This window comes from Pantoea sp. VS1 (assembly GCF_002207995.1).
Taxonomy (GTDB): Bacteria; Pseudomonadota; Gammaproteobacteria; order Enterobacterales; family Enterobacteriaceae; genus Pantoea; species Pantoea dispersa.
In genome coordinates this window covers 12,787-35,602 of sequence record NZ_NHZE01000026.1, presented here as the reverse complement: position 1 = coordinate 35,602, position 22,816 = coordinate 12,787, and the positions used below count along the sequence as shown (strand labels likewise).

Annotated in this window: 23 protein-coding genes and 1 pseudogene; 8 read left to right on the top strand and 16 right to left on the bottom strand. The window is 51.6% G+C overall.

What is annotated here, in order from left to right; genetic code table 11:
- Positions 1-3: 3 nt before the first annotated feature.
- Positions 4-177 (bottom strand): ArsR/SmtB family transcription factor, encoded by a 174-nt coding sequence (locus tag CBW22_RS26950; protein ID WP_369597191.1) that lies wholly within the window; start codon positions 175-177, stop codon positions 4-6.
- Positions 178-412: 235 nt separating this feature from the next.
- Between CBW22_RS26950 and CBW22_RS26655 the strand changes: the two genes are divergently transcribed.
- The 6 genes from CBW22_RS26655 to CBW22_RS12215 all read left to right on the top strand — a co-directional run bounded on the left by CBW22_RS26655 (position 413) and on the right by CBW22_RS12215 (position 6,380).
- Positions 413-535, top strand: coding sequence for an alpha/beta fold hydrolase (locus CBW22_RS26655; protein ID WP_254919489.1), 123 nt, complete (start codon positions 413-415; stop codon positions 533-535).
- 30 nt (positions 536-565) lie between these two features.
- On the top strand, positions 566-1,186 hold the full coding sequence (locus CBW22_RS12235; protein ID WP_217899522.1) for an alpha/beta fold hydrolase: 621 nt from the start codon (positions 566-568) through the stop codon (positions 1,184-1,186).
- Positions 1,187-1,535: 349 nt separating this feature from the next.
- A complete protein-coding gene (locus tag CBW22_RS12230; protein ID WP_088516783.1) occupies positions 1,536-3,602 on the top strand; it encodes a putative bifunctional diguanylate cyclase/phosphodiesterase in 2,067 nt (688 codons plus the stop codon).
- Between the two features lie 246 nt (positions 3,603-3,848).
- A complete protein-coding gene (locus CBW22_RS12225) occupies positions 3,849-4,082 on the top strand; it encodes a hypothetical protein (protein ID WP_141097314.1) in 234 nt (77 codons plus the stop codon).
- A 340-nt stretch (positions 4,083-4,422) separates the two neighbouring features.
- Complete coding sequence (locus tag CBW22_RS12220) at positions 4,423-5,967, top strand: methyl-accepting chemotaxis protein (RefSeq protein ID WP_088516781.1); 1,545 nt, start codon at positions 4,423-4,425, stop codon at positions 5,965-5,967.
- Between the two features lie 131 nt (positions 5,968-6,098).
- On the top strand, positions 6,099-6,380 hold the full coding sequence (locus tag CBW22_RS12215; protein ID WP_088516780.1) for a hypothetical protein: 282 nt from the start codon (positions 6,099-6,101) through the stop codon (positions 6,378-6,380).
- A 339-nt stretch (positions 6,381-6,719) separates the two neighbouring features.
- Here the strand turns inward: CBW22_RS12215 and CBW22_RS12210 are convergent, their stop codons facing one another.
- Positions 6,720-7,334 (bottom strand): TetR/AcrR family transcriptional regulator, encoded by a 615-nt coding sequence (locus CBW22_RS12210; protein WP_088516779.1) that lies wholly within the window; start codon positions 7,332-7,334, stop codon positions 6,720-6,722.
- A gap of 53 nt (positions 7,335-7,387) precedes the next feature.
- Between CBW22_RS12210 and CBW22_RS12205 the strand changes: the two genes are divergently transcribed.
- Positions 7,388-8,365: a DMT family transporter gene (locus CBW22_RS12205; RefSeq protein WP_088516778.1), complete on the top strand. Its 978-nt coding sequence runs from the start codon at positions 7,388-7,390 to the stop codon at positions 8,363-8,365.
- A gap of 169 nt (positions 8,366-8,534) precedes the next feature.
- Here the strand turns inward: CBW22_RS12205 and CBW22_RS12200 are convergent, their stop codons facing one another.
- Both CBW22_RS12200 and CBW22_RS12195 read right to left on the bottom strand, forming a co-directional pair.
- The gene (locus tag CBW22_RS12200; RefSeq protein ID WP_088516777.1) at positions 8,535-10,658 is read right to left on the bottom strand and encodes a tyrosine-type recombinase/integrase; all 2,124 of its coding nucleotides are present in this window, start codon (positions 10,656-10,658) and stop codon (positions 8,535-8,537) included.
- Between the two features lies 1 nt (position 10,659).
- Positions 10,660-11,643, bottom strand: a complete 984-nt coding sequence (locus tag CBW22_RS12195) for a tyrosine-type recombinase/integrase (RefSeq protein ID WP_088516776.1) — start codon at positions 11,641-11,643, stop codon at positions 10,660-10,662.
- Between the two features lie 50 nt (positions 11,644-11,693).
- Between CBW22_RS12195 and umuC the strand changes: the two are divergent.
- Positions 11,694-12,755 (top strand): annotated as a pseudogene (gene umuC / locus CBW22_RS12190) (translesion error-prone DNA polymerase V subunit UmuC); the annotation flags it as partial.
- A 304-nt stretch (positions 12,756-13,059) separates the two neighbouring features.
- Here umuC and CBW22_RS12185 read toward each other — a convergent pair.
- The 12 genes from CBW22_RS12185 to CBW22_RS12130 form a co-directional block, all read right to left on the bottom strand.
- The gene (locus CBW22_RS12185) at positions 13,060-13,299 is read right to left on the bottom strand and encodes a hypothetical protein (protein WP_088516775.1); all 240 of its coding nucleotides are present in this window, start codon (positions 13,297-13,299) and stop codon (positions 13,060-13,062) included.
- A gap of 83 nt (positions 13,300-13,382) precedes the next feature.
- A complete protein-coding gene (locus CBW22_RS12180; protein ID WP_088516774.1) occupies positions 13,383-13,616 on the bottom strand; it encodes a plasmid partition protein ParG in 234 nt (77 codons plus the stop codon).
- 112 nt (positions 13,617-13,728) lie between these two features.
- Complete coding sequence (locus CBW22_RS12175) at positions 13,729-14,349, bottom strand: ParA family protein (protein ID WP_088516773.1); 621 nt, start codon at positions 14,347-14,349, stop codon at positions 13,729-13,731.
- A gap of 268 nt (positions 14,350-14,617) precedes the next feature.
- The gene (locus tag CBW22_RS12170) at positions 14,618-15,388 is read right to left on the bottom strand and encodes a tyrosine-type recombinase/integrase (protein ID WP_088516772.1); all 771 of its coding nucleotides are present in this window, start codon (positions 15,386-15,388) and stop codon (positions 14,618-14,620) included.
- Positions 15,389-15,712: 324 nt separating this feature from the next.
- Entirely contained in the window at positions 15,713-16,015 is a 303-nt protein-coding gene (locus tag CBW22_RS12165) for a hypothetical protein (protein WP_176428110.1), read from the bottom strand.
- 14 nt (positions 16,016-16,029) lie between these two features.
- Positions 16,030-16,407 carry a hypothetical protein gene (locus CBW22_RS12160; RefSeq protein ID WP_088516770.1) on the bottom strand — a complete coding sequence of 126 codons (378 nt, stop codon included), beginning with the start codon at positions 16,405-16,407 and terminating at the stop codon, positions 16,030-16,032.
- A 1,008-nt stretch (positions 16,408-17,415) separates the two neighbouring features.
- The gene (locus CBW22_RS12155; RefSeq protein WP_088516769.1) at positions 17,416-18,621 is read right to left on the bottom strand and encodes an MFS transporter; all 1,206 of its coding nucleotides are present in this window, start codon (positions 18,619-18,621) and stop codon (positions 17,416-17,418) included.
- Positions 18,602-19,231: a phosphoribosylglycinamide formyltransferase gene (gene purN, locus CBW22_RS12150; protein ID WP_088516768.1), complete on the bottom strand. Its 630-nt coding sequence runs from the start codon at positions 19,229-19,231 to the stop codon at positions 18,602-18,604. The genes CBW22_RS12155 and purN overlap by 20 nt, the downstream gene beginning before the upstream one ends.
- On the bottom strand, positions 19,228-20,508 hold the full coding sequence (locus CBW22_RS12145; protein WP_088516767.1) for an amidohydrolase family protein: 1,281 nt from the start codon (positions 20,506-20,508) through the stop codon (positions 19,228-19,230). The genes purN and CBW22_RS12145 overlap by 4 nt, the downstream gene beginning before the upstream one ends.
- On the bottom strand, positions 20,495-21,184 hold the full coding sequence (locus CBW22_RS12140) for an HAD family hydrolase (RefSeq protein ID WP_088516766.1): 690 nt from the start codon (positions 21,182-21,184) through the stop codon (positions 20,495-20,497). Before CBW22_RS12140 ends, CBW22_RS12145 begins: the two co-directional genes overlap by 14 nt.
- Positions 21,177-21,734: an inosine/xanthosine triphosphatase gene (locus CBW22_RS12135; protein WP_088516765.1), complete on the bottom strand. Its 558-nt coding sequence runs from the start codon at positions 21,732-21,734 to the stop codon at positions 21,177-21,179. Before CBW22_RS12135 ends, CBW22_RS12140 begins: the two co-directional genes overlap by 8 nt.
- Positions 21,724-22,593: a thymidylate synthase gene (locus CBW22_RS12130; protein ID WP_088516764.1), complete on the bottom strand. Its 870-nt coding sequence runs from the start codon at positions 22,591-22,593 to the stop codon at positions 21,724-21,726. Before CBW22_RS12130 ends, CBW22_RS12135 begins: the two co-directional genes overlap by 11 nt.
- Positions 22,594-22,816: the final 223 nt, after the last annotated feature.

Below are 22,816 nucleotides of genomic sequence, written 5' to 3'. Positions count from 1 at the left end.
TTTTCAGAGTGTCTTTCCGAGCCAGTTCAGAAATTCCCTAATCCCTTCTTCATTTCTCAGGCAGTAAGACCATTTGTGTTTTTTTTGTACTGAAATGAATGATGCTCTGTGAAGGATATCCAGATGGCGACTGACGGTAGGCTGGGACAGTCCGAGGTTTTCAGCAATCAGTGACATACATACTCCGAACTCTGCCGGATCTGCAGACCACTGCGCAGAAAAGGTTACGGCTGGATTTTTAAGCAGATTCAGTACGGCCATTCTTTGTGCATTACCCAGTGCTTTAAGCTGTATTTCCCGGTCAGGTGTCGCTATTCTCATATAGTCATTTTGCTAACTAAGGATGTGTCTGATTATGTTACTACTGAGAAACATCTTTTACTCGGGAAAAACAGAGGTCCGCTGGGACAGAATGGGAGACGGCCCTGACCTGGTCGTAATTCACGGGACGCCGTTCTCCTGTCAGGTGTGGCGGAAAATTGTGCCGCTGCTGGCTGAACACTGGCGTGTCTGGTACTACGACATGCCGGGCTAGGGGCAGTCTTCAAAACATGATAATGAAGATATCTCCCTGGGCGTTCAGAATGAAATTTTCTGTCAGTTACTGGGCGAGTGGGGTCTGAACAGGCCGGATATCCTCTGCCACGACTTCGGAGGCGCTACCGCACTGCGGGCATATTTTCTCAATGGTATGCGTTATTCTTCGCTGACCCTTTTTGATGCTGTTGCGATCACGCCATGGGGATCGCCTTTTGTCACCCACGTTAAACAACATCAGGCCGCTTTTACCGGTCTGCCTGATTACGTACATCGTGCGCTGTTAAGAGCCTATCTGCAGGGGACTGCTTTTCACAGGCTGCGCGATGAGGCATTTGAAGTGTACATGGCCCCCTGGCTGGATCAGGAAGGGCAGTCGGCTTTCTACCGTCAGATAGCCCGGATGGATGAACGTTATACAGCGGAAGCTCAGCGACTCTATGGACCGATGGAGTGCCCGGTGAATATTCTGTGGGGAGAATGTGATGAGTGGATCCCTCCCGAACAGGGTATGAAACTAGCTAAACTGCTTGATGCTCAGTCGTTTACTCTCATCCCTGAGGCGGGGCATCTGCTTCAGGAAGATGCTCCTGAGGCTATCGTTGCGGCAATGCTTTGCCTCCTGGCTGAAAAGAGTAGAAAAAGTTAAACCCGCCCGGGTTCATGTTCGGGAAACAATACACCAATGCTTATTTTTACTGAGCCTGATAAAAAATGACTGCACTTCTCAGGCTCATCTTCTGCAGTAACTTTTCATCGGGTGTCAGCTGAACCCCTTCGAACTAATGTTTAACCGGAGCGTCACCTTCCTGAATCAGCTCCCTGATGCTTTATTACGGGAGCTTCAGGCCGTAGCCGGTACAGGCCATCCGGTACGGAAACTGATCAGCCGGGTACCGGTTACAACTGATGCCTGAAGTACGGAGCAGAAATGCCGATATCTGTTCTGCTGACCGGACGGTATCCGTCACGGCCGGAGTAAAAACACGGGTGGTTGTATGAAATACACGAAAAACGAACTCATGGGCAGCGCTGTGGCGCAACTGTCTCTCTACGCAGTGTACCTTCTCTCGTCTGAGGGAGACGTAATGAGCTGGAATCGCGGAGCCCGTGAGATCAAGGGCTGGGACGGCCGGGACATCACCGGGCTTCACTTCTCGGTTTTTTACGATGAGGACGAGCAGGCTGCTGGCGTGCCGGCCGCCAATCTTGCCGCGGCCCGCGAGCACGGGTGGTACCGGGGAGAAGGCATGCGCCTGAGGAAGGACGGAAGCCTGTTCCGGGCGGCGGTGGAGATTGAATATCTCAGTCCGGCCGGCACAGAACAGCCCGCTTTTATAAAAACAGTGCGGGACGTCTCAGGTTACCATCAGGAAAAGATGGCGCTGCGCATCACGCAGCAGCTTATCGTGCGGCGTGACGCTGAGCTTTCCGAGGCGGGTCGGATGCTGGACGACATTTTCAGCCACGCGCCGTGTGCGCTCATCCTGTGCGACGCGCTGACGGGACGCATTCTCCGCGTTAACCCGACTGCCATACGGTTGCCCTGGCTGAAAGAAACCGTTCTCAGGGGCAGCGTGACCGGGCCGCTGCCTTCCGGTGTCCACCCTGAGCTTTACGCCGTATTCCGGCGCGGGCTTTCTCTCCTGAGCGGTGAAGGATTCAGCGACGTGCTTTTATCCGGCCAGTCAGAGTCTGTCCTGGCGCTGCGGATTGCTGCTGAAAAGCTCGCTGCGGGCAACGACGCGCGCGAAACCGTGCTGTTCACGGCGCTTGACGTTACAGCGGAGCATCGGGCGGCGCTGAAATCAGCCCACGAGGCCCTCCACGATCCGCTGACCGGCCTGCTTAACCGGCGCGGACTGATGCCCGAGCTTGAAAAGCTTATCCAGTGCAGGGTGCCTTTTGCGGTAATGGTGTCTGATATCGATCGGTTCAAAATGGTGAATGACGTCCTGGGCCATCAGGCCGGCGATGCGCTTCTCGCCGGGGTAACGGCCCGCCTGTACGGGACGCTGCGGAATGAGGACATCCTCGCGCGCACGGGGGGAGACGAATTTGTGGCCATCCTGCCGGGCATAAGCAGCGGGGATGCGGCCGGAGAGATCGCCGGGCGCCTGGTGAGCGCGATGCGTGAACCCTTTTCCCTTAACGGACGCCAGATCCTTTCAGGCTGCAGCGCGGGTATCTGTCTTTTTCCGGGGGGAGCGGAAGACGGTGAGGGTCTGTTAAGTGCCGCAGACATCGCGCTGTATGCGGCCAAGGCGGCGGGGCGCAGCGGCTGGGCCCATTACTCTGACGACCTGGCCCTGACCACGACCGGGCGCTTCAGCCTAGAGAATGACCTTCGCGGTGCGCTGGCAAACGGTGAGCTTCAGCTGTTTTACCAGCCGGTGGTTGATGGCGTGACGGAGTCGGTTGTTTCTTACGAGGCGTTACTGCGCTGGTATCATCCGGTGCGTGGTGCCGTTTCGCCGGAAATCTTCATTCCGCTGGCCGAGCGCGCAGGGCTGATTTATGACATCGGCGCGTTTGCGTTAATGCGTGCCTGCCGGGAAGCGGCGGGCTGGCCTGATAAGGAGCGCGTGGCGGTCAACCTTTCTCCCCTGCAGTTCCGGGATCCGCATCTGTTCAGCATGGTAAAAAGTGCTCTGCAGCAGAGCGGGCTCGCGTCCGGGAGGCTTGAGCTTGAAGTCACGGAGTCTGCGCTGATTGAAAATAACGGGGACAGCATCCGGGTTCTCCGCGCGTTCAGGGATCTGGGCATTCACGTGGTCCTTGATGATTTCGGCACCGGCTTTTCGTCCCTCGGGCACCTGCGTCAGAATCTGTTCAGCCGGATAAAAATCGACCGCTCTTTTATCAGCGATTTGAATTCGGACGCCCGCGCGGCCGCCATCGTCGGCTCTGTTCTCTCACTGTGTCACCAGCTGGGGCTTGAGGTAACGGCTGAGGGGGTGGAAACGTCAGAGCAGGCCGGGTGGCTGAAGCACAACGGCTGCAACCTGCTCCAGGGCTTTCTCTACGGCAGGCCCGGCCCGCACATAAAAAGAAAAGAGCGGTAGAAACGGACCTGCATTTACATTTCAGGGCAGGCGCTGCATTTCCGGCCTGTTTTTTGCGGCCGGGCCGGCGTTAAGGTTTTCTTAATAAACTGTAAGTACATTGAATCCTTATCAAAACAGCGCTGAAGCATATCCTTTTCACGGGCTGTATACCTTCGCGCCGCCAGAAAATTCACTGTCATCGCTTACGCTATGAGCCCGCCTCACCCGCATCTGTCGCAGATGACCCCTCACGAATCCGGAAGTATGATGAAATTAAATCGCAGGGCCACCTGGATAATGATGTTGTTGTTTTGCACGCTGGTATGGGGACTGTTTTTCGGTACCCTTGTGTACGGCGCTGAGGCGGGTAAAGTCCGGCCCGCGTTGCCTTCAGATAAAAACAGCGAAGACGTCAGAAAAAAGATTAAGTCGCTGGACCTGAATGATAAACAGCGAAAGTTTCTGGAATCGCTGACGGAACACAGCAAAAAAAATTAACGCAGCGCGACGTGGCGGCCACGCCTGCCCGTACGGGAACGGATATCACAGGCAGAATGCGGCATAACGCCTGAAAGCTGTCAGGTCTGCGTGAATAAAACTGTCTGTAATTGCTCACAAAAAATGGCTCCCGGCGGTCATTGCATTCAGCCCTTTCTGCTGCCGGTAGAACCGCCGCTGTGGGATTCGCGGTCCTTTGTATCACGGCAGTGACGCCTGTACGGGTTTTCCGGGGCGCTGAATGACTGCCATGGGTGATGCAGGCGACTGTACGTTTTCCTGCGCGTGCCGATAACTCCCGTAGTGCAGTGAGTTCCCTTACCGCAAAGTGAGAAAACATATGAAAATATCTGTCCGGCTTGCCTCAGGCTTTGGCCTGCTTATCCTGCTTTTTATACTGTGCACCGGCATTTCAATCCACGCCCTCTGGCAGGCGCGCGACGGAATGAACGATACCGTAAATAACAAAATGAAACGCTATACGCTGGTACTGAACATGCGCGGAGGCCTGCGCGACATGGCCATTGCCGTACGTAATCTCGCACTGCTGAGCGACCCGGCGCAGATGCAGCCCGAATGGCAGCGACTGATTTCACAGCGCGAAAACTACGTCCGGCAGCGTGAGCAGCTCGAAAAAAGCATGTCCGCTCACGTTTCCGAGCAGGGCAGAGCCGCGCTGGCGCGCGTGCTGGCGTCTGAAAACGCCGCGCTGTCCACGCTGACGGAGGCCGGAAAGCTCGGTATGGATAACCGGCAGCAGGCCGCCACGGCGTTCCTGATGAACACTGCGCGTCCCGCTCAGCAGGCCCTGCTGGATGCCCTGAACGCGCTGACCGGCGTCGAGATGCAGCTCAGCCGCGACACCGTTGCCGAAAACAGTGCCGCGACGTCCCGGACCGCGGGTATTCTGACGGTGCTGGCAGCGCTGTCGGTTATTCTGGCCACGGGCACGTGTTTGCTGACCATCCGCGTGCTGATGCGTCAGCTTGGCGGCGAGCCCGCACAGGCACAGGCGCTGGCTTCGGCCATTGCGGCGGGCGACCTGACCACACCGGTCACGCTGCGCCGTAATGACGCGTCCAGCCTGATGGCGTCGCTTGACGGCATGCAGGCGAATCTGCGCGGGCTGGTGTCGCAGATTAAGGATTCTGCCGCGTCTGTGGCGCTTGCGGCGGACGAAATTGCGCAGGGCAACGCGGAGCTGTCCTCCCGTACTGAGCAGCAGGCTGCAGCCCTGCAGGAAACGGCGGCCAGCATGGAGCAGCTCACGGCCACGGTGAAAAGCAACGCGGCAGGTGCACAGCAGACCGCGGATTCAGCCCGCGAAACTGCGTCACTTGCCCGTGCGGGTGAAGCGGACGTTCAGCGCATGTCGGACACCATGAGCGGCATTTCCCTGAGCGCCATAAAAGTCAGGGATATCACCGCCGTGATTGAAAGCATTGCCTTTCAGACCAATATTCTTGCTCTCAACGCGGCCGTTGAGGCGGCGCGTGCCGGCGAGGAGGGGCGGGGCTTTGCCGTGGTGGCCGGTGAGGTCAGGACGCTGGCGCAGCGCAGCGCCACGGCCGCCCGCGATATCAAACAGCTGATTGAGCTGGCCGTGGAGCAGGTGGAAAACGGTGTGGGGGTGGCAGCCGGCACGGGGCAAAGCATCCTGAAAATTACCGGCATGGTAGGCGAACTTGCAGAGGCCATGGACAATATATCACTGGCCTCATCAGAGCAGATGCAGGGCATATCTCAGGTCAGCGTTGCCGTCAGTCAGATGGACGGGGTGACGCAGAACAATGCCGCGCTGGTTGAGGAGTCCTCGTCTGCCTCGCAGTCACTCTCATCGCAGGCGCACGCGCTGCGCGGAATGGTGGAAGCTTTCAGGGTATAGCCCGCCCCGGACACACAACTGCCGCACATGAAAGACGTTTATGGCCTTCATCTCTCTGGCGGCCACGCAACGCTGGGCCCGGGTGATACCCGTGCCGTGCACAAGGAAGCGCTTACCGGAAGGTTAAGATAATGATGCATGAAAAGTACCGGCGTGTTACAGACATTAAGGCGCAGACGGATGGGCTGCTGGTCCAGCTGAGTGAAGGCGAATACCGGTCGCTGGACGTCTGGGCCAATAACCTGACGCACCTGAAAATGGCTTTTGCTTTGTTCACCCCCTTCATGGATGACCCCGGCTTTCTGACATGGTTAAAGCAGCATGACGCCGTGATGGTATCCGAAATAGCCATGACCGGCAGGGTGCTTATGGCCCTGCAGAACTTTTTCAGGATGGCATCAGAACAGCCCTGATGACGTTCAGTCCTGAGCTGAACATCAGGCGCGCACGCAGGGCTCTGATCGTTACAGGAAAAATGCCTGCTACCGTAAACCGTGTTTATGTGGAATGGAAAACTACAGGATGATTCCGGATTTGAATGGCTGCTGTGATCGCAGGCTGTGAGAAAACTGCTCTGGTCGCTTAAACTGCCGGAAGCCGAACTGAAAGGTGCTCATACGTAAAATCCGGTTCAGCTGACCAGTCTGGCAATTTAAGACTTTGCGCAGATGCGCGCACTTCAGTTTAAGGTCCCGGTTTTCAAACAGCCTGAGCGGAAAGCGGGCTTCGTTACTTCAGGCTGAATTATCCTCTCAGCATATTGTGAATTCAGAACCGGAGGCGGAGTCTGTAAAAAGAATTTCTGGTAACGTCTGCATCAGAAAATCATAAGAAGAGGTGTTCCCTTCTGTGCGTATACCTATCATGACGCCTTCATAAGTATGAATGAGCAGCTTTGCCGCGCTTTCCGGTGACAGCACTGGCGAAAGGGTCTGAGCATGCTGAGCGTCATTAAACACGTTTATCAAATCGCCCTCCCAGCAGCTAAAAAATGCCAGCAGCTTTTGCCGGATTTTTTCACTGTTTACTGAGACAGTCTGCCCGAAAATACCCGCCAGACAGCCTGCTGCATCAGATTCGTGCTCAATGTATTGCCTGTGCCCGTTGAGCCAGTTCATCAGACGCAGGCGGGGAGTCAGGGCTCTGTCCAGCAGCGTATCAGTCCGGAGTCGTTCAAAGGTCCCGATGTAAGCGTCAAGCGTGGCGCAGGCAAATTCTTCTTTACTTGAAAAGAGATTATAAAAAGAACCTTTAGGCATTCCTGCCTCGCTCAGAATTGTTGTTATCCCCCCGCCTTCATAACCCTCCCTCATGAAAACCCGCATACCTGCGTTTAAAAGACGTTTGCGTGTATCATTTTTAGTCATGATAATTAGACCGTTCTACTTTTTACTGAGACTATAATATGCAGGAACAGAAGATGCCACCTTTTAAAACCTTCAACAGACACACCCTGGGGCTGATTATGTTGTGCCTTTCGGCCATCCTTTGGAGCTCAGCGGGATTCTTCGTGAGAATGCTCGACATGAACACATGGGCTATGGTCGCATGGCGCTCACTGTTTGCTTTTCTTTCACAGACTTTTCTGCTCGCGTTGGGCGGGCATTTACATCGCTTTTCATTCGGGAGGAATGTGGGTTTAAAAGGCCTGATAACAGCTGTTGTCATGGCATTTTCCATGTTCTGCTACGTAGCGGCACTTAAACTTACCAGCGTCGCAGGTGTGATGACTATTTATGCCACCATTCCTTTTTTTGCCATGGGGCTGGGTTGGTTTATACAGAAGAAGAAAATAACAATCCGCGCACTTATCTCTGCGGCCGTCAGCCTTGTGGGAGTTATTGTTATGGCCGCCTCTGCCACAGGACAAGGTGATTCGGCAGGTAACGCGCTGGCTCTTTTAATGACAGTGGGGTTTGCTGCCAGCATAGTGATGTCGGGGAAGTGGCCGGGTATGAACCTGCCGGCTGTCACAGCTCTGGCATGCGCCCTCTGTGGTATCTTCTGTTTTGCAATGATGCCGACAGGCTTACCATTGCCCGGTTTACATGAAATGTTATGGTTGTTCGCTTTTGCACTGGCCACTCAGAGTATGAGCTATCTGCTTTTCATGGCAGGAAGCCGGTACGTTGACCCTGCTGAGGCCAGTCTGATTGCACAAACTGACATTGTGCTGGGGCCGCTATGGGTCTGGATCTTTTTCAATGAATTACCGCCCGGCAATACATTACCGGGAGCTGCTATAACTTTTATTGCGGTAACGAGTTACCTTGCTGGTGAGTTTTACCTAAAAGAAAATCAGTGCGTACTAACTGATGATTTCCGTAGTTTGAGCGCAAAACTGATTGTTAATGCACTTTATCGTTCATGGCGTCCTCAAATGGCACGGGCTTTGTGAAAACTGTTTTGGTCGCTTAAACTGCCAAAAGCAGGGCTGAAAACTGCGCTCATACGTAAAATTTGGTTCAGCTACCGGTCCGCTAGGGCAATTTCAGATTTTGCGTAGATGCGCGCACTTTAGTTTCAGGTCGAGGTTTTCACTCTGTCTTGGCACATAGCGGTCCTTTTCACCCTTCAGGTTTAAGGGGTAACCTCTCAAGAGCCTGCTCTATTTTCTCTGCGTCCAGTTCCACGATGGCTCTCTCATCGGGGGTGAGCGGAACTTCCTCAAGGTAACGTCTGACAGAGGCTTTGCTTTCCAGTATCAGCCCGCGTGCGCTGTCCTTCAGCAGGTTGAAATCGCAGCCGATGCAGGCCATCCGGTGCTGACAGCTGCTCCAGAAGGGATTTGTACAGTACGAATCGCCCAAATCATAGTACGTCGCGGGACCTGTCAGGCTGGCAGCTTCCGGATCGTGGTCAATGAGCACGCTTATCATGTGAGCAATCCTGTCTGCTTTTACAAACGAGGCGGCCAGCTGAGTCGGGCGGATGCGGAGATAATGCATGGTGGACTGGGGCGTTGAGTGCCCGGTCCACTGCATCAGTTCGTACAGCGACATGCCCTGCGGTACGCTTGCCAGCGCGGTTACTGCGGAGGCCCGGCCCCGGTGGCTGGTTATGGTGCCACCACTGTCTTCTGAGGGTACGCCTGCTCGTGCGCACAGCATGGGTATTACCGTGTTATTGAGAATAGTGCTGCCGGCAGGTTTACCGCGGTACTGAAACAGAAACCGGACTTTCTCACCCGTCCGATCGTCGGCCAGCATTGCCTGTTCTGCAGGGCGCTCATCCAGCCAGAGATCGACGTATTTTTTCACCACGGCAGCTACCGGCTTAACAAAGGCTTTTGAAGTTTTCCCGGCAGGGATATGCAGGTAGCACAGCGTTCCGGCCGGGATAATGCTGCCGTCCTCCTTCACGATGTCATCCGCCTGCGGCGTGATGCATCCTGTCGTCAGACGGAGCAACTCGTTTTTCCGCAGCCCTGCATGTGTCCAGATAACGGCCATCGCCTGCAGCATAGCCAGCGGATAATGTATTTCAGTGAGCAGGTCTTCCTGACGCAGATTGAGGCTTGCCCAGATGAGCTTCAGCCAGACCGGATCGTCGATCACCCGTGGATTGACCCCACGGCGGAACAGGGGGGTGTCGGGCGTGGAAAGATGACGGGAAGGGCTGAAGCGAAGCCGGCCCCAGCCCCAGTTTTCATAATCAATCATAAAACGACGCAGTGAATAGATAAAATGCGCCCGTGAATGCGGCATCATGGGCTCGCCGGAGCGGGCCGATTTTTTGGTACCCCTCTCCGTGCCAAGCTGAAGCTCATCCACGTTCATCCGGCCTACCGCCGCAATAAAGCTGGCGCAGGTTTCCATTGTCCAGTCTGCCGGTTCCCGCACCTGCGGATGACCCTTTGCCAGCCAGAGGCCGCAGCGCAGAATAAAGCTGTACTGGTTTTCACGGGTGCGCGGCCTGAGAACCGACGTTTCGCGCCAGCGGCGGCACCAGTGTACCCAGGCCGGGTCGATGCCTTCGACAGGCTTTTCATACCATTGCGTGTAGTTTCTCATCCTCATCGGTGCGCTGAAAATACCCAGCGCGGCGAGTGCGTGTGAAACCCGACCGACATACCGGGAAGTCCCCGCGTCCATGCCGGACTGGACCTGCCAGAGCAGCTCCGGCGTAAATGACTCAAGCCGGGAATCCCTGTTCACGATCATCAGCGTGGCCAGTATGCCTGAGACATGATTTTTCTGGCTGGCCGGGGCATATCCAAGCGACGTCAGCGTATCGGTCAGCCGTTGCAGTTCCTGGTGATAAAAAGCCTGGCCAAAGATGGCAGAGGCATAAAGTGCCGGTTTTCGGATATCGGGCAGGCTGAGCGGATCATGCAAATCAGCAAGATGCCAGGCAAACGCGGCCATTAACGGACGGCCCTCACGGACTTCCCGGCAGAGTGTCTGCCACCGTTCCTGCGGCCAGCACCAGCAGGGCAGGCCGGTTACATGCATTTCGCGCAGCAATCTGGCTATTACAAGTCTGGTGATTGTTCTGCCGCATCCGCTTGCTGCGGTAATATCCGTCAGCGGCCTGATAAGGTCTGGTAAGGGATCCATGCGTAACATAGCGGACCGGCTGTGAGAGCTGGCCAGCGCCACCTGTTCAGCGGAACTCAGTGACGTTTCAGGCCGGTATTCAGTCATGTCGAACGGACGCCAGTTGCATTCAATCGGTCTTTGAGTGCTCATGCTATCTCTCCGCGCTGAAAATAAGCTTCGCCATTCTGAGATCTGCCGTTTCAATCGCGCCCGCCATCCTAGCAGCAAGATCGCAGCCTGACAGGTGGATATAAATCTGCGTAGTGGCCGGGTCGCGGTGTCCCGCATAGGTAGCCAGCTCGTACAGCTTCCAGCCTGCGCGCGCCAGATGCGTGAGGCGCAGGTGGCGGAAGGTATGGGTTGATATATCCGGCATCCCGGAATCCAGCGCCCATTTCCTGACCGTTTTGCTCCAGCTCCAGAATGAAAGCGGCGCGCCCTGATTCCGGTCGGACGCGGAACGGAACAGTGCCCCTCTGACGATTCCGGTCCGCTTCATCTGCATAAGATGGGCCGCCAGCACGGGCACAATGGCCGGGCTGTAACACACGATACGCTCACGTCGGCTCTTGGTGGTTTCTGCCCGGATACGGATAAGTCGGTGCGCAAAGTCGAGGTCTTCGATACTTAATGAGGTAATTTCAGATCGCCGCAGCGCGCCATAGTAGGTTAATGCCAGCATCAGGCGGTCACGGAGCGGGGAAGCGGCGGCATGAAAAAGAAAAGACTGCCAATGCGCGTCGTCAGGAATGCGCGGCAGCTTTATGACGCGGGGAAGCAGTCCCCGGCCGGCATTCAGCATGCCGGGCGTGCCGGAGCGGGGCAGCGGATTTATCAGACAGAGATCCTGGTACATCAGAAAGTCATACCAGAGACGGATCGCAGACAGGCGCAAATGGAGCGTGGCGCTGGCCACAGGAAACGGCATACCGGGCAGCTGAGGATTGATGTACGCGGCCAGGTCTTCAAACCGGGCCTTATCAGGTTTAATTCCGTTCTGGCTGCAGAATGCAAAGAAATGATGGAGGGCATTGCGGTAGGCGGTGAGCGTGGCCTGCGCACGACCCAGATTTGATAACAGCTCCAGCCAGCGCTCTGCCAGTAACAGAGCATGTTCATCCGGTGGAATCAGCATCGTGTTCTCCTCTAACAACAATATCGCTGCTCAAAGCTTACTCACTCAATGTTGCATTCCACGTAACTTACTCGATGTCGCAGAGAGTCATGACGGCCCTCGAGGAGCTGACGCCTAAGGTCGAGCAGTATTCGATTGACGAGATGTTCCTCGACATAACCGGCATTGATGGCTGTGAAGACTTTGAACATTTCGGCCGGCGCCTGCGCGCGCACGTGCTGGCCACGACCGGTCTGACCGTGGGCGTCGGCATGGGTCCGACCAAAACGCTGGCCAAAAGCGCGTAGTGGGCCAGCAAAGAATGGAAGCAGTTTAAGGGCGTGCTGGCCCTGACGCCAGGCAACCCTAAGCGTACCGCGACGCTCCTGCAGAACCAGCCGGTCGAGGAAATCTGGGGCGTGGGAAGACGCATCGCGAAAAAGCTTAACATCATGGGCATTGAAAACGCCCTGCAGCTGTCACGCACCCACCCTGCCCTCATCCGGAAAAACTTCAGCGTGGTGCTGGAGCGTACCGTCCGCGAGCTGAACGGCGAGTCCTGTATTCCGCTGGAAGAGTTTGCGCCGGCCAAGCAGCAGATAGTGTGCTCGCGGTCGTTTGGCGAGCGCATCACGTCAAAAGTGGCCATACAGCAGGCGCTCTGTCAGTACGCAGCGCGCGCGGCAGAAAAGCTGCGCGGTGAGCGGCAGTTCTGCCGCCGCGTGGGCATCTTTATCCGCACGTCGCCGCACGCACCCGGCGAGGTGTTTTACGGCAACAGCGCCGGTGAAAATCTTAAAGTCCCCACTCAAGACACGCGTGACGTTATTGAGGTGGCCATGCGCAGTCTTGACCGTATCTGGCTGGAGGGACGTCGCTACATGAAGGCCGGCAACATGCTTGATGACTTCACACCAAACGGCGTTAGCCAGCTAAACCTGTTCGATGAAGACGGCCCGCGGCCCAACAGCGCTCAGCTGATGAAGGTACTGGACGGCATCAACCAGTCCGGGCTCGGTAACCTGTGGTTCGCGGGCCAGGGTGTTAATACGGAATGGAAAATGAAGCGAGAGATGTTGTTCCCTGCGTGGACCACGCGCTGGAGTGACATTCCCGTGGCGCGGGTTCAGTAGCCGGGCGTATGTGGCTACCGATGCGCCAATGTGCGCCTTTCACCCTGCCCTCTCAGAAACTCAACCGGTACCAGCCCGACATACAAAGGCCGGTCGGATTGATTGCCGCAGGGCTACTGCCCGCGTGGAGCCTGTCACCGCTGCAGTCTGGTAAAGTCAGTCTTCAGTGTTCGGGTATCGCGAGCGCGACCTCACGATGAACATGTCAGCTGAATGCGAAACGCTGACAGCTTTACGCACGTCAACACGCCTGCACGGTGAGTTCCTGCATTTTCATCAACGCGTCTGTGTTTTGCTGTGTTCTTCAGCGTGAGTTGTTTTTCTTCCAGTTAGCATTGGCCATGAAAGCCGCGCGCGACACACAGGTCCCCCACAGTAGCTGCAGGCCGATTTTCACCAGATCGCTGGCGTGCGGCAGGAAGAAGAGCGGCACAATAAATACCACACTAAGCAGGAAGCCCCATTCAGCAGCACTTTTGCTGTCTTTGCCATCGAGCTTTCTAAGACCCATAAATCCCAAAATTAGATTAATCAGTCTGTTCATTATGACCTTCAGATTTAGTGCCCCCAACATCTTCTCAAATGGCTTGCATTTTTATAGCCAGCAGATTAATCAGGGGATCTTTTTTATTCGTTTTCTTTAAGCCAGTCATCAACTAGGAGGGTGATAACGTCTGTTATAGAAGTACCTTTTCTGGCACATGCAACCTTAAATCTTATGTGCTTTTCCTCATCAAAATTGACGTTTACACGCTTAACTTTTCCAGTCATAACTGGAGAGGTGACAACATTTTTAAGATCTCTGTTTTCACCAAAAGTCATTTTCTTATTACTGCTGCTATGAGCCTTTTCAAGCGCCATGTGACTCTCCAAGGAAAATTCCACTGAGTATTTGAGTATTTGAGTTTAAACTCTCTAACCAAATGAGTAATTGAGTGTATGAGCACCTATACTCATATGTGTAAAAACTTAATCACTCAACACTGTTAACTATCTCTTTTGTAAGGATTTCTATTTCACCCTTAGCTGCGCCATCATTGGATTCGAATACACTGTCACCATCAAGAATTGATTTTATATAAACTTGTCGCTGAGTTATTGCAGTGCGAAAACATTTAACACCGGTATCCTTGATGCTTTCTTTAAGAACATTGAGCATGGTTGCCTGCTCAATTTTTCGAGTGATCAGGAAACGGGCTTCAACTTTTCGGCTGTATGCTTGTGCTTCAAGCACCGTAACAACACTGCCAGCAGCAGAGAAATCTAAAGGACTTGGGGTAACAGGAATTATGACAAGATCGCTGACCATCACGGCAGCGGAGGTGATTACGGAAAGCGAACCAGCACCGTCAACGATAACGTAATCATACTCAGCAAGATCTTTGCGGATTCCGTAGACATCTTTTTCTGAGGCAGCTGTATATACATCGAATGCTGCTTTGTCAGACTTACTCCAGTTTGTCAAACTCATCTGGGGGTCTGTATCAACTACAGCAATATTGTAGCCACTTCTGGTCATAGCTGTGCTGACATTGATAACAGCAGTCGTCTTACCAGAACCACCTTTAGGGTTCAGAAAAGAGATAGCCTTCATGTTAGATAACCCCTATGTTAAAACTCAAATGAAGATGTGAGTAAATGAGTATAGAGGTTTAAACCATAGGAATAAAGATTTTTACACATAAACTCAAAACCACAAATGAGTATAAACTCATAAATCACACTATTTAATTGAAAAATAACAAGTAATATAACATTAAAAACTCATTTGAGTAAAAACACATATGAGTTTAGGCTGAAATATTGTTTTGAAGAAGCAGGCATCGATAAACAAAACACAAATTCATGTATCACACCCGCTGTCACCCTTTCCTTAGCATCGCCACAGCCTCATTACCCGGCATCTGGAACTGCACCCGGTGCCGGGCCGCCACGTCCAGCGCGAACACCCGCGTATAAATTTCCGTCGACTTCGCGCTCTTGTGCCCGAGCAGGCTCTGCAGCGCCTTGAGCGGCGTGCCGGCGTACAGCATGTGCATGGCGTAGCTGTGCCGGAAGGTGTGCAGGGTCACCGGTATCGAGAACGTTACCCCCTCTGACGCCGCTTCCACCGCCTCGTTCAGCCAGGTGCGCGCCGTGCGGTCGGTTACCTCCCACAGGCGCACCTTTTCCGCCCGCCCGGTCTTCTCGCTCTTACGCTCCAGCGGAATGCGCAGGGTGGCGATCATCATCTCCAGCTGCGTCACGTACTGCGCGTAGGAGAGCGGCACCAGGCGGTGGGGGACGACGCCGGCGGCGCGGCGTCCGGCCCGGTGCTCCGCCTTATCCTCGCGCTGCTTGAGCGTGGCCAGCTGCACGAACGGGGACTGCTGGCGAAGCAGAAAGTCCCCCCGTGTCAGCGCCAGCGCCTCGCTGATGCGCGCGCCGATGTTCCACAGCGTGGTGAACAACATCTTGCGGCGCAGGTCGGGCATGAAGTGGAGCAGGGCGCTGACCTCTGGCGCCAGCAGATACTTCGGCAGGTCGTCGATCAGCGCGGCCATCTGGCGCAGGGCCAGCGCAGCAGGATAGTCAATGGCCACCGGCAGATGCGCAGGCGGCGCGGCGTGGCCGAATGAAACGAGACCGGTCATGATGACGCACTTTCCTCTGTGTCTGGGCCAGCTGAATTCAGTAGTTTCATCGCGTCCCAGGCTTTATAGCGGCTGCGGCCGTAGCGCAGATCGGCGTCAGTAATTGGGGCGCGTTAGGCAGAGTGTGAACGCCACGCTGACCAGTGATGGGCCGAAAGTTCGTCGTCCGGCATTGCGCAGGTGCGCCTAAGTTCGCGCGACAGGCGGATGGCCCTGAGGCCCAGCCGGCACGACTGGCGGTTAAGTTCAGATACCCCTTCGTCACCCTCATAGGGGCTGTCGTTATCAAACGCCGCCGCAATCGAGCGCAGGGCCTCCGGTACATCAGGTCGGGAGGGAGCGCCAGTCACCGGCGATGGCGCTGTAGTTTAAATCGGGCAGATAATGTTCAACCCTTATCTGTCCGTTTTTGTGATTGCTGTAACCGCGCTCACAGGCCGAGTGCACACACTGCTGGGCAAACCGCTCAAGCAGAAAGACCAGCCTGGTAGCGATTAAATACCGCACCCGGGTCAGCTTGTCTTCTGAGGCACGCCTTTCACGTGAAGTCTTAAAGTGGTGCGACAGCCACTGGCTTCCCGGCGCGCCGGCAACACCCGCGGCCGCGCCGATCACCGCCGTCCACACTGAAATGCCTGCGCTCATCCGGCCTGACGTCCTTCATTACCTGCGGGCCGCTCCGCCAGGTCGCCGGCCAGCTCGGTAAACTCTACGTACTCGCAGCGCAGGTACCGGCAGTAAATACGGGCGTCGCGGCCGGTGAGCCCGTCCGGATTCCCGGTCAGGTAGCGCTCCAGCACGCCCAGGCAATGTTCGTAGGTGTCCAGATCGTCATGCCACTCCCCGATCGCGCCAGCCTCGTCGAGCTCATGGCGGAACGTGCTGAACTTGGCGCTCAGGACGTTCAGCCCGAGATGGGTGGCGGCGTGCACGTTTTCGGCGGAGGGATCGGCCACGGCGGCGCTGATTTTTTCAAAGGCGCAGCGGAAGTCGCTGCGGTTAAAAAAAGACTCGAACATCACGGACTCCTCGTTTTAAAAACGGACGGCCAATGTCACTCACAGTTACCGATGAAACAGTAAGCCTGCAAACAGCCACCACACTAAATTACCGCATTACCCTCTCTGCTAGATCCGCTTTCTTCTTCATTTGTCATTTTTCCGGAAGCGTAGCAGCCCGTTCCGGGGCAGCCAGCGCCGTTTTGTCACGCGTGCTTTCCTGACGCATCCCTTATCTTGTGCCATTATCAGCTGGGTTAGCCACTACATGTTGTAGTGTGGATAAAAAAGCACCGCTAGGCCGGGAAAGATCCGGTTCCTACAGAAAACGGATCCCTGAGAGGGAAAGCAAAAGCTTCATGCTACACACAGTGAATAGTGAAATAAAATCATCGTTAAACACAATAACATCCTGCAGGACGCTTTAATGCATACGGCAATAAATACCGCATAAAGCAGGTAAAGGCTCACGAATGTTAAAATCACATCCGGATGCACTGATTGTGCATAAAAGACCGATCTCAATGCGGGGTGTTACGGAATGATGTACAAAACATTCCCGTTGACCAGCCAGCCTGTGACCCGCTCATTCGTTATGCCTGACAGGAAAGTGAGCGGACTCCTGAGACAAGGGCTTGAGTACAGTTACCGTGTCGCGATCTGGCCCGAGCCGGCAGCTGACGGGTGACCGGACATCAGTGCGCGGGCCCGCAGGAAAAAGCATCGTACCGCGCAGTCCGTTATGCCACCTTCCCGCTGCGGGACAGATCCCGCACTACGGTGGCTGGCCACAACTTTATTCATCATCAGGGCTCGTGAACAGACAGCTAAACGTGCACAGAGAAAACAGGGCGGAAGCAGGATGGTGATCATATACAAAGCCACATCAGCAGATTAGACTGGCATTATTGAAAATGCGGACCCGGATTTTTCGCCTATCTGAACTTTTAAGGGTTAATGTCGAGGGCAAAAATTCTGCGTGTTAAAAATTATTGGAATAAGGGAGACAGAATGCCCCCCTTATATAGGTCAATCGTACACGCCGGAATTGCTGTCTGAACGTGACGGGTTGTTTAGCTGCTTATAAGCCAGTACGGAAGAATAAAGAGAAACAACGCAACAGACAAAGGCGAAGTAATAAACGCCAGCGTATCCGAAAATAGAGACAATGGTGCCTCCGACAAGACCTGCGATAAGGATCCCTATGTCAAAACAGGACTCATATGTGCTTAAAGCAAGACCAATGTTTTCTTCTGGCATGCTTTTTAATGCAGGTAAGGCGAGTAACGGATAAACCATTGACAAGCCGAACCCTGTAAGGAATGAGCCAGTCATAGCGGAGTAGGGCGTTGCGGAAGTTGCTATCATAAGCAACCCTGAGGCTTCAATAAAAATGGAAAACAGAGTCATTTTTAATCCACTGGAATCAGCTTTCCATCCCAGGGTAAGACGTGACAAAACATACCCTATACCGAATAGTGAAAGGGCAAACGCACTGAAAGATGACCAGCCTTTGTCTATGAAGTAGAGAACAAGAAAGGTGGTTACAGACGCGTAACCGATATTGGCAAGTGAAAAACCAGCTCCAGCCTTCCATACTCTTTTGATTGCAAAGGCAAGGGTGGGTTGATTTCCGTCAGGATGAAAAGTAACAGGCCTGACAATTAAAACAAAGACAAAACCTAACGCAGGTAAACATGTCATCAACAATGCAGAAAGCGTAATTCCGGCATTGTAATAAGACCATGTCCCGGCATAGTTACCGATAGCCAGTCCAAGGAACATGGCAATACCTACCCAGGACATAATTTTCCCGGCGTGCTCTCTGCCAACCAGCCCGATTGGCCAGGTTCCACTACAGGTAAATATAAGACTTTCACCCAGACCCATTATAATTCTTGACAGGATTATAATGATATAAGCCACAATTCCGGGATTATTCAGGGAAAATACAAAATAGGTTAAAAGACCTGAAAAGACGGTGAGGGTCAGGCCTAAAATCATGCCTTTTTTAGGCCCGTGCCGGTCTGAATACCGGCCAGCATACGCTCTGGAGGCGAGGGTGGCGACAGACTCGGCTGCAACAACCAGTCCGACATAGAAAGCCGAATACTTCAGGTACTTGGCGACAAACAGAGGTAAAATGGCCAGTGAAAGTCCCAGGCTAAGGATTGCAAGAAACAGGATGCTGGCTATAAGACTCGCAGCAATAACATCATTTTTGATTCTGAACATCGTTATATCCTTCATAGACTACGCGATTATCAAAGACAGATATCCTGCCTTCTATAAAAGCACAAACAGCACGATAAATCATGGTCCTTTCAGCTTCTATAATTAATTCTTTAAGCTCGGACTCAGTGGTGCCATTCAGTATTCTGACGGGTTCCTGATCAATGATAGGCCCAGCATCAACATGTTCATTGATAAAATGCAGCGTAGCGCCAGAGATGCGTAACCCCCCAGTGATAGCTTTGAGCTGAGCTTTGTCGCCGGGAAAGGCTGGAAGCAGTGACGGGTGCGTATTCATTGTTAACGAACCATATTTTTTTACAAATTCCGGTGAAAAAATTCTTCTGAACCCTCCCAGAATAATGAGATCTGCTCCACCCTTATCGAGGTGATTAGAAATTTCGCGTTCAAATCCTTCCCTGTCTATGTAATCACGGTGATTAACCTTCAGGACATTAATGTCTTTAAAAGCAGGATTACCTTCTGCGGAAAAGCTATCATTATTAGTAATGACGACACTCAGCTCTGCTTTCTGATTACATGAGTTAATAGCCTCTGAAACCGTAGTCAGCAGGCTGCCACGACCTGAAAAAAGAAAAGCCACCTTTTTCATAATGTAATCTTCCTTCTGAGTAAAGAATAAGAATCAGAGATTTTGCGGATATCCAGATTAACAAAGTCGTTGTTTTTAACAATAAAGCGACCATCAATGATGACATCAGATGGTTTTTCTTTATGCATCATCCTGAGGATTGAAACAGGGGTGTTAATGTAGCCAGCATCAATGTCTTTTTCTCGGTAAATAATAATGTCAGCTTTATATCCTGACTGAATTCTGCCAATTTTTTCTAGGCCAAGCGCTTCAGCTCCACCGATAGTCATCATATCGAATATTTTTTCTGCATTAACTTTATTTAATAAATCGTTATCACCATGATGATATAAGGTGAAAAGAGCGTCAAACGTCAGATCATTTACGGGATTGACCATAGCTGCATCGGTACCTAATCCCACAGCGTTGGTGCTCTGGAATTCAGCCAGAGGCATGGTACCGGCGCCGACGAAACTGTTACTGACCGGGCAATGAACAATTTTACAGCCGGATTTCTTTATAATTTCACAATCAGTTTCATCAAGATGAGAGGCGTGTATAAGGGTAGTGTTGTTGTCGATAACGCCCAGCTCGTACATTCTTTTTATACCGCTTTGCGAATAGGCGTCCTTATGGCACTTAACCTGATGACTGCCCTCATGAACATGCAAAGTGAAAGGTTTACTGTATCTGACGGCGACATCATGAAGACCGGTCAACAATTCATCCGTAGCAGACAATTCAGATGCTGTAGCAGGGGTCAATGTTACTAATTTATTCTGATAAGCATTCTCAGCTGATAAGTATTCACTTAATATTGTATCAGTCGTTTTACTTTGTGGACTTTTTCCACTACCAACCCATTGATTACTCTGACAGAAATTCATAACACAGCGGGCTGAAATCGCTTGGGCAGCACGATAGTCACTTTCTATGCGGCTTGTAAACAAACCCAGTGTTGTCACGCCCTTTCTGACTGCGGTTACCAGACACTTCAGTGATGAGATGAACTGCCCTTGGGCATCTTCAAGTTCATTATTGCTGTGTACCTTGTCAAGTACGATATCAATAGGAGAGGAGTCAAGAATATCGCCATAAACTTCTTTGCTCGGATGCAAGTGCGCGTTGATCATCCCGGGAAGTAATATGTAATCGCCCTCAATTACGGATAAATTGCTGTCATTAACCTCTAAACCGAAGCCTGTGTCTGCGATTTTATCCTCTGCAATCAGCACATCTCCCGATTCCAGTACCTTGGTATCAGGGCTGAGGAACTTAACGTTTTTAAATAGCAACATTTCTTATACCTGTCATATCCATTATACTCTCCTTAATTTTTTCATAAGGAAAGTCACTTTTATAGAGTAATACCTGCATTCCCATTTCTGAACAGGGTATAATATCATTATCTAGGCTATCCCCGACCATTAACACGTCTTCTGACTTTAGCTTAAAATCATCAAGAATACCCCTGAAGAAATTTTCGAAGGGCTTACATTCTGGCTGTCGGGTACCAAAATACAGGCCATCAAAAAATCCCATAATGTTATTTGATTTTAACTTGCGTATTTGCACCTCCTGCGCGCCATTACTGCAAATAGCCAGTGACAAATGATTTTTTAATTCTTCAAGAAGTGGAATCCAGTCTGCTGTTAACGGGCAATTAGCTGTATATGAATCCCAGTAGCATTTTTTCAGCTCTTCTTTGATTTTCTCATCTGTTTCAAACCAGTCAGATATGTAGTCAAACCGCTCTTCCAGCAATTTATCTATTGCAATCCTGCCTGCAGTAAATCCTCCCCACAAAAGGTGATTTTTTTTATGATAAGCATCCACAAACGGTTTACTGTCATAGGTAGCTGGTATGTAATTAGCTCTGATCATCAGATCGATTACTGCTTTTAATGCAGCTTCCGCTCCTGCCTGATGGTCCACCAGGGTATCATCAAGATCAAAAATTATTAGTTTAATCATGCCCCAGATCCTTATGCATAATCAGTGAACCAAAAGCACATCTGAGCGCTGTCTCAAATTCGTTAACTCTTGTATACACACCTTTGGTCAGGACGCCATTGGTTCCTAATCTGTTCATATCGGACCATGATATATGTGGATATAATGAAATAATTACCTCTGATAGTTTTGATTCCCTTCCTATCTTATCGACAACACCTGCAGGCAGCATCACTTTCCCACTGCAGCCATAATAAAACAGGGATGTTGAAACATCCTTAATCATGGCCCATCCGTATACAAAATCTCCAAAATCTTTTCGTTCGATCAACCCTTCGAGTGCAATGATATAGTCCACCGGTGCAGAGAGTGATGCTTCAATATCGCTTATTCTGGCATGGCAGCCGTTTATCGCTTCGTCGTCATTGTCTGGTGTTTGGCTAACGCCTGACTCTGCACTTTTATATGTCACAGTAAAGTCTTTGAAAATTGCAGAGCAGACATTCTTCAATGAATTAATTTTTGCTTCATTTACAGATGTCAGCAAAAAAGTCGGATGGTTACTCGGCATTTTTTCTAATCCACTTAATAACTTCAGTTTCGGCCCTGCCGGAAAAAATGTCTTTCAGCGTTTCTTTGGCTGAAAAAATTTCTGGCATTAAAGAAGTAATGATATCTTCTTCATTTTTCTCGATTACTTCATTGGCTTTTTGCAGCGTCTTATCATATATCTGAGTAAATGTTGTTTTCATGACTGTTGTACCCAGCCTGAGGTCTGGCATTCCATTTTCTGCAAGATCTTTCCACATCAGCTCATGTATAAATGAAAAGAATCCCATGTCATATGGAAGGCCCGTTATCACATCGGTACTTCGTGAAATGGTTTCACAATTCAGAATGTTATTTTTTATGTAAAACTGAATGCCAACAGTACATGGGAAATCTTTCGTATCAGATTTGTGATAGTTTTGATTAATATTTATTATAGCTCGCCGGGAGTCTCTGTTCTTCAGGAGAACGCTTTTTACCCAGTTATACTGATTTCCATGTCCTTCAACACTTTCATGAAAAACATAGTATCCATAGTTTGAATTAACGTTCCCGTTATCGTCCACCAGTGACATCCAGAACTTGGAAGCTTTTGCGAGTCCTTCCTCGGCCTTTAAACTGCCACTAAAGTAAGCTAAAAATTCACGGCATAAATATTTAACCGCGCCACTTCTTAAGTTATGAAGGCGGTTTTTAGGGTTTTTAAGAATGTAATTTACACCATAAGCCTGCAGTGCATCACCTGCCCGGGAAGATATTTTTTCTCCGGATGAGATGATCTGATAAATACCATTTCTGACCAGTTCATCAACGGTATCACCACAGATGGTGGTGAAATAGTTGATATCAGACTGCATGAGATCTTTAGCTTTTAAGCTCATAGTCATTCCTGTTCTATGTACGTTAAAGCACTATAAAATGCGGGTCTCGATAATTACATGTGCTTAAAATGTGAATCAAACAGATTATTTCATTAAAAACAGAAACTCCATTACCATGACTTCACTGTTTCCATAGTTACAGCCACTTATGAAAGCACAGGTCAATCTCATTATTTATATATCATATTGATTTAATTGAATAAAAATAAATGCCATTTTTCAA

Excerpts from the sequence above, each read along its gene's own strand:
- CBW22_RS26950 (WP_369597191.1), bottom strand. The coding sequence starts at position 177 with ATGTCACTGATTGCTGAAAACCTCGGACTGTCCCAGCCTACCGTCAGT.
- CBW22_RS26655 (WP_254919489.1), top strand. The coding sequence starts at position 413 with ATGGGAGACGGCCCTGACCTGGTCGTAATTCACGGGACGCCGTTCTCC.
- CBW22_RS12230 (WP_088516783.1), top strand. The coding sequence starts at position 1,536 with ATGAAATACACGAAAAACGAACTCATGGGCAGCGCTGTGGCGCAACTG.
- CBW22_RS12225 (WP_141097314.1), top strand. The coding sequence starts at position 3,849 with ATGATGAAATTAAATCGCAGGGCCACCTGGATAATGATGTTGTTGTTT.
- CBW22_RS12220 (WP_088516781.1), top strand. The coding sequence starts at position 4,423 with ATGAAAATATCTGTCCGGCTTGCCTCAGGCTTTGGCCTGCTTATCCTG.
- CBW22_RS12215 (WP_088516780.1), top strand. The coding sequence starts at position 6,099 with ATGATGCATGAAAAGTACCGGCGTGTTACAGACATTAAGGCGCAGACG.
- CBW22_RS12210 (WP_088516779.1), bottom strand. The coding sequence starts at position 7,334 with ATGACTAAAAATGATACACGCAAACGTCTTTTAAACGCAGGTATGCGG.
- CBW22_RS12205 (WP_088516778.1), top strand. The coding sequence starts at position 7,388 with ATGCCACCTTTTAAAACCTTCAACAGACACACCCTGGGGCTGATTATG.
- CBW22_RS12200 (WP_088516777.1), bottom strand. The coding sequence starts at position 10,658 with ATGAGCACTCAAAGACCGATTGAATGCAACTGGCGTCCGTTCGACATG.
- CBW22_RS12195 (WP_088516776.1), bottom strand. The coding sequence starts at position 11,643 with ATGCTGATTCCACCGGATGAACATGCTCTGTTACTGGCAGAGCGCTGG.
- CBW22_RS12185 (WP_088516775.1), bottom strand. The coding sequence starts at position 13,299 with ATGAACAGACTGATTAATCTAATTTTGGGATTTATGGGTCTTAGAAAG.
- CBW22_RS12180 (WP_088516774.1), bottom strand. The coding sequence starts at position 13,616 with ATGGCGCTTGAAAAGGCTCATAGCAGCAGTAATAAGAAAATGACTTTT.
- CBW22_RS12175 (WP_088516773.1), bottom strand. The coding sequence starts at position 14,349 with ATGAAGGCTATCTCTTTTCTGAACCCTAAAGGTGGTTCTGGTAAGACG.
- CBW22_RS12170 (WP_088516772.1), bottom strand. The coding sequence starts at position 15,388 with ATGACCGGTCTCGTTTCATTCGGCCACGCCGCGCCGCCTGCGCATCTG.
- CBW22_RS12160 (WP_088516770.1), bottom strand. The coding sequence starts at position 16,407 with ATGTTCGAGTCTTTTTTTAACCGCAGCGACTTCCGCTGCGCCTTTGAA.
- CBW22_RS12155 (WP_088516769.1), bottom strand. The coding sequence starts at position 18,621 with ATGTTCAGAATCAAAAATGATGTTATTGCTGCGAGTCTTATAGCCAGC.
- purN (WP_088516768.1), bottom strand. The coding sequence starts at position 19,231 with ATGAAAAAGGTGGCTTTTCTTTTTTCAGGTCGTGGCAGCCTGCTGACT.
- CBW22_RS12145 (WP_088516767.1), bottom strand. The coding sequence starts at position 20,508 with ATGTTGCTATTTAAAAACGTTAAGTTCCTCAGCCCTGATACCAAGGTA.
- CBW22_RS12140 (WP_088516766.1), bottom strand. The coding sequence starts at position 21,184 with ATGATTAAACTAATAATTTTTGATCTTGATGATACCCTGGTGGACCAT.
- CBW22_RS12135 (WP_088516765.1), bottom strand. The coding sequence starts at position 21,734 with ATGCCGAGTAACCATCCGACTTTTTTGCTGACATCTGTAAATGAAGCA.
- CBW22_RS12130 (WP_088516764.1), bottom strand. The coding sequence starts at position 22,593 with ATGAGCTTAAAAGCTAAAGATCTCATGCAGTCTGATATCAACTATTTC.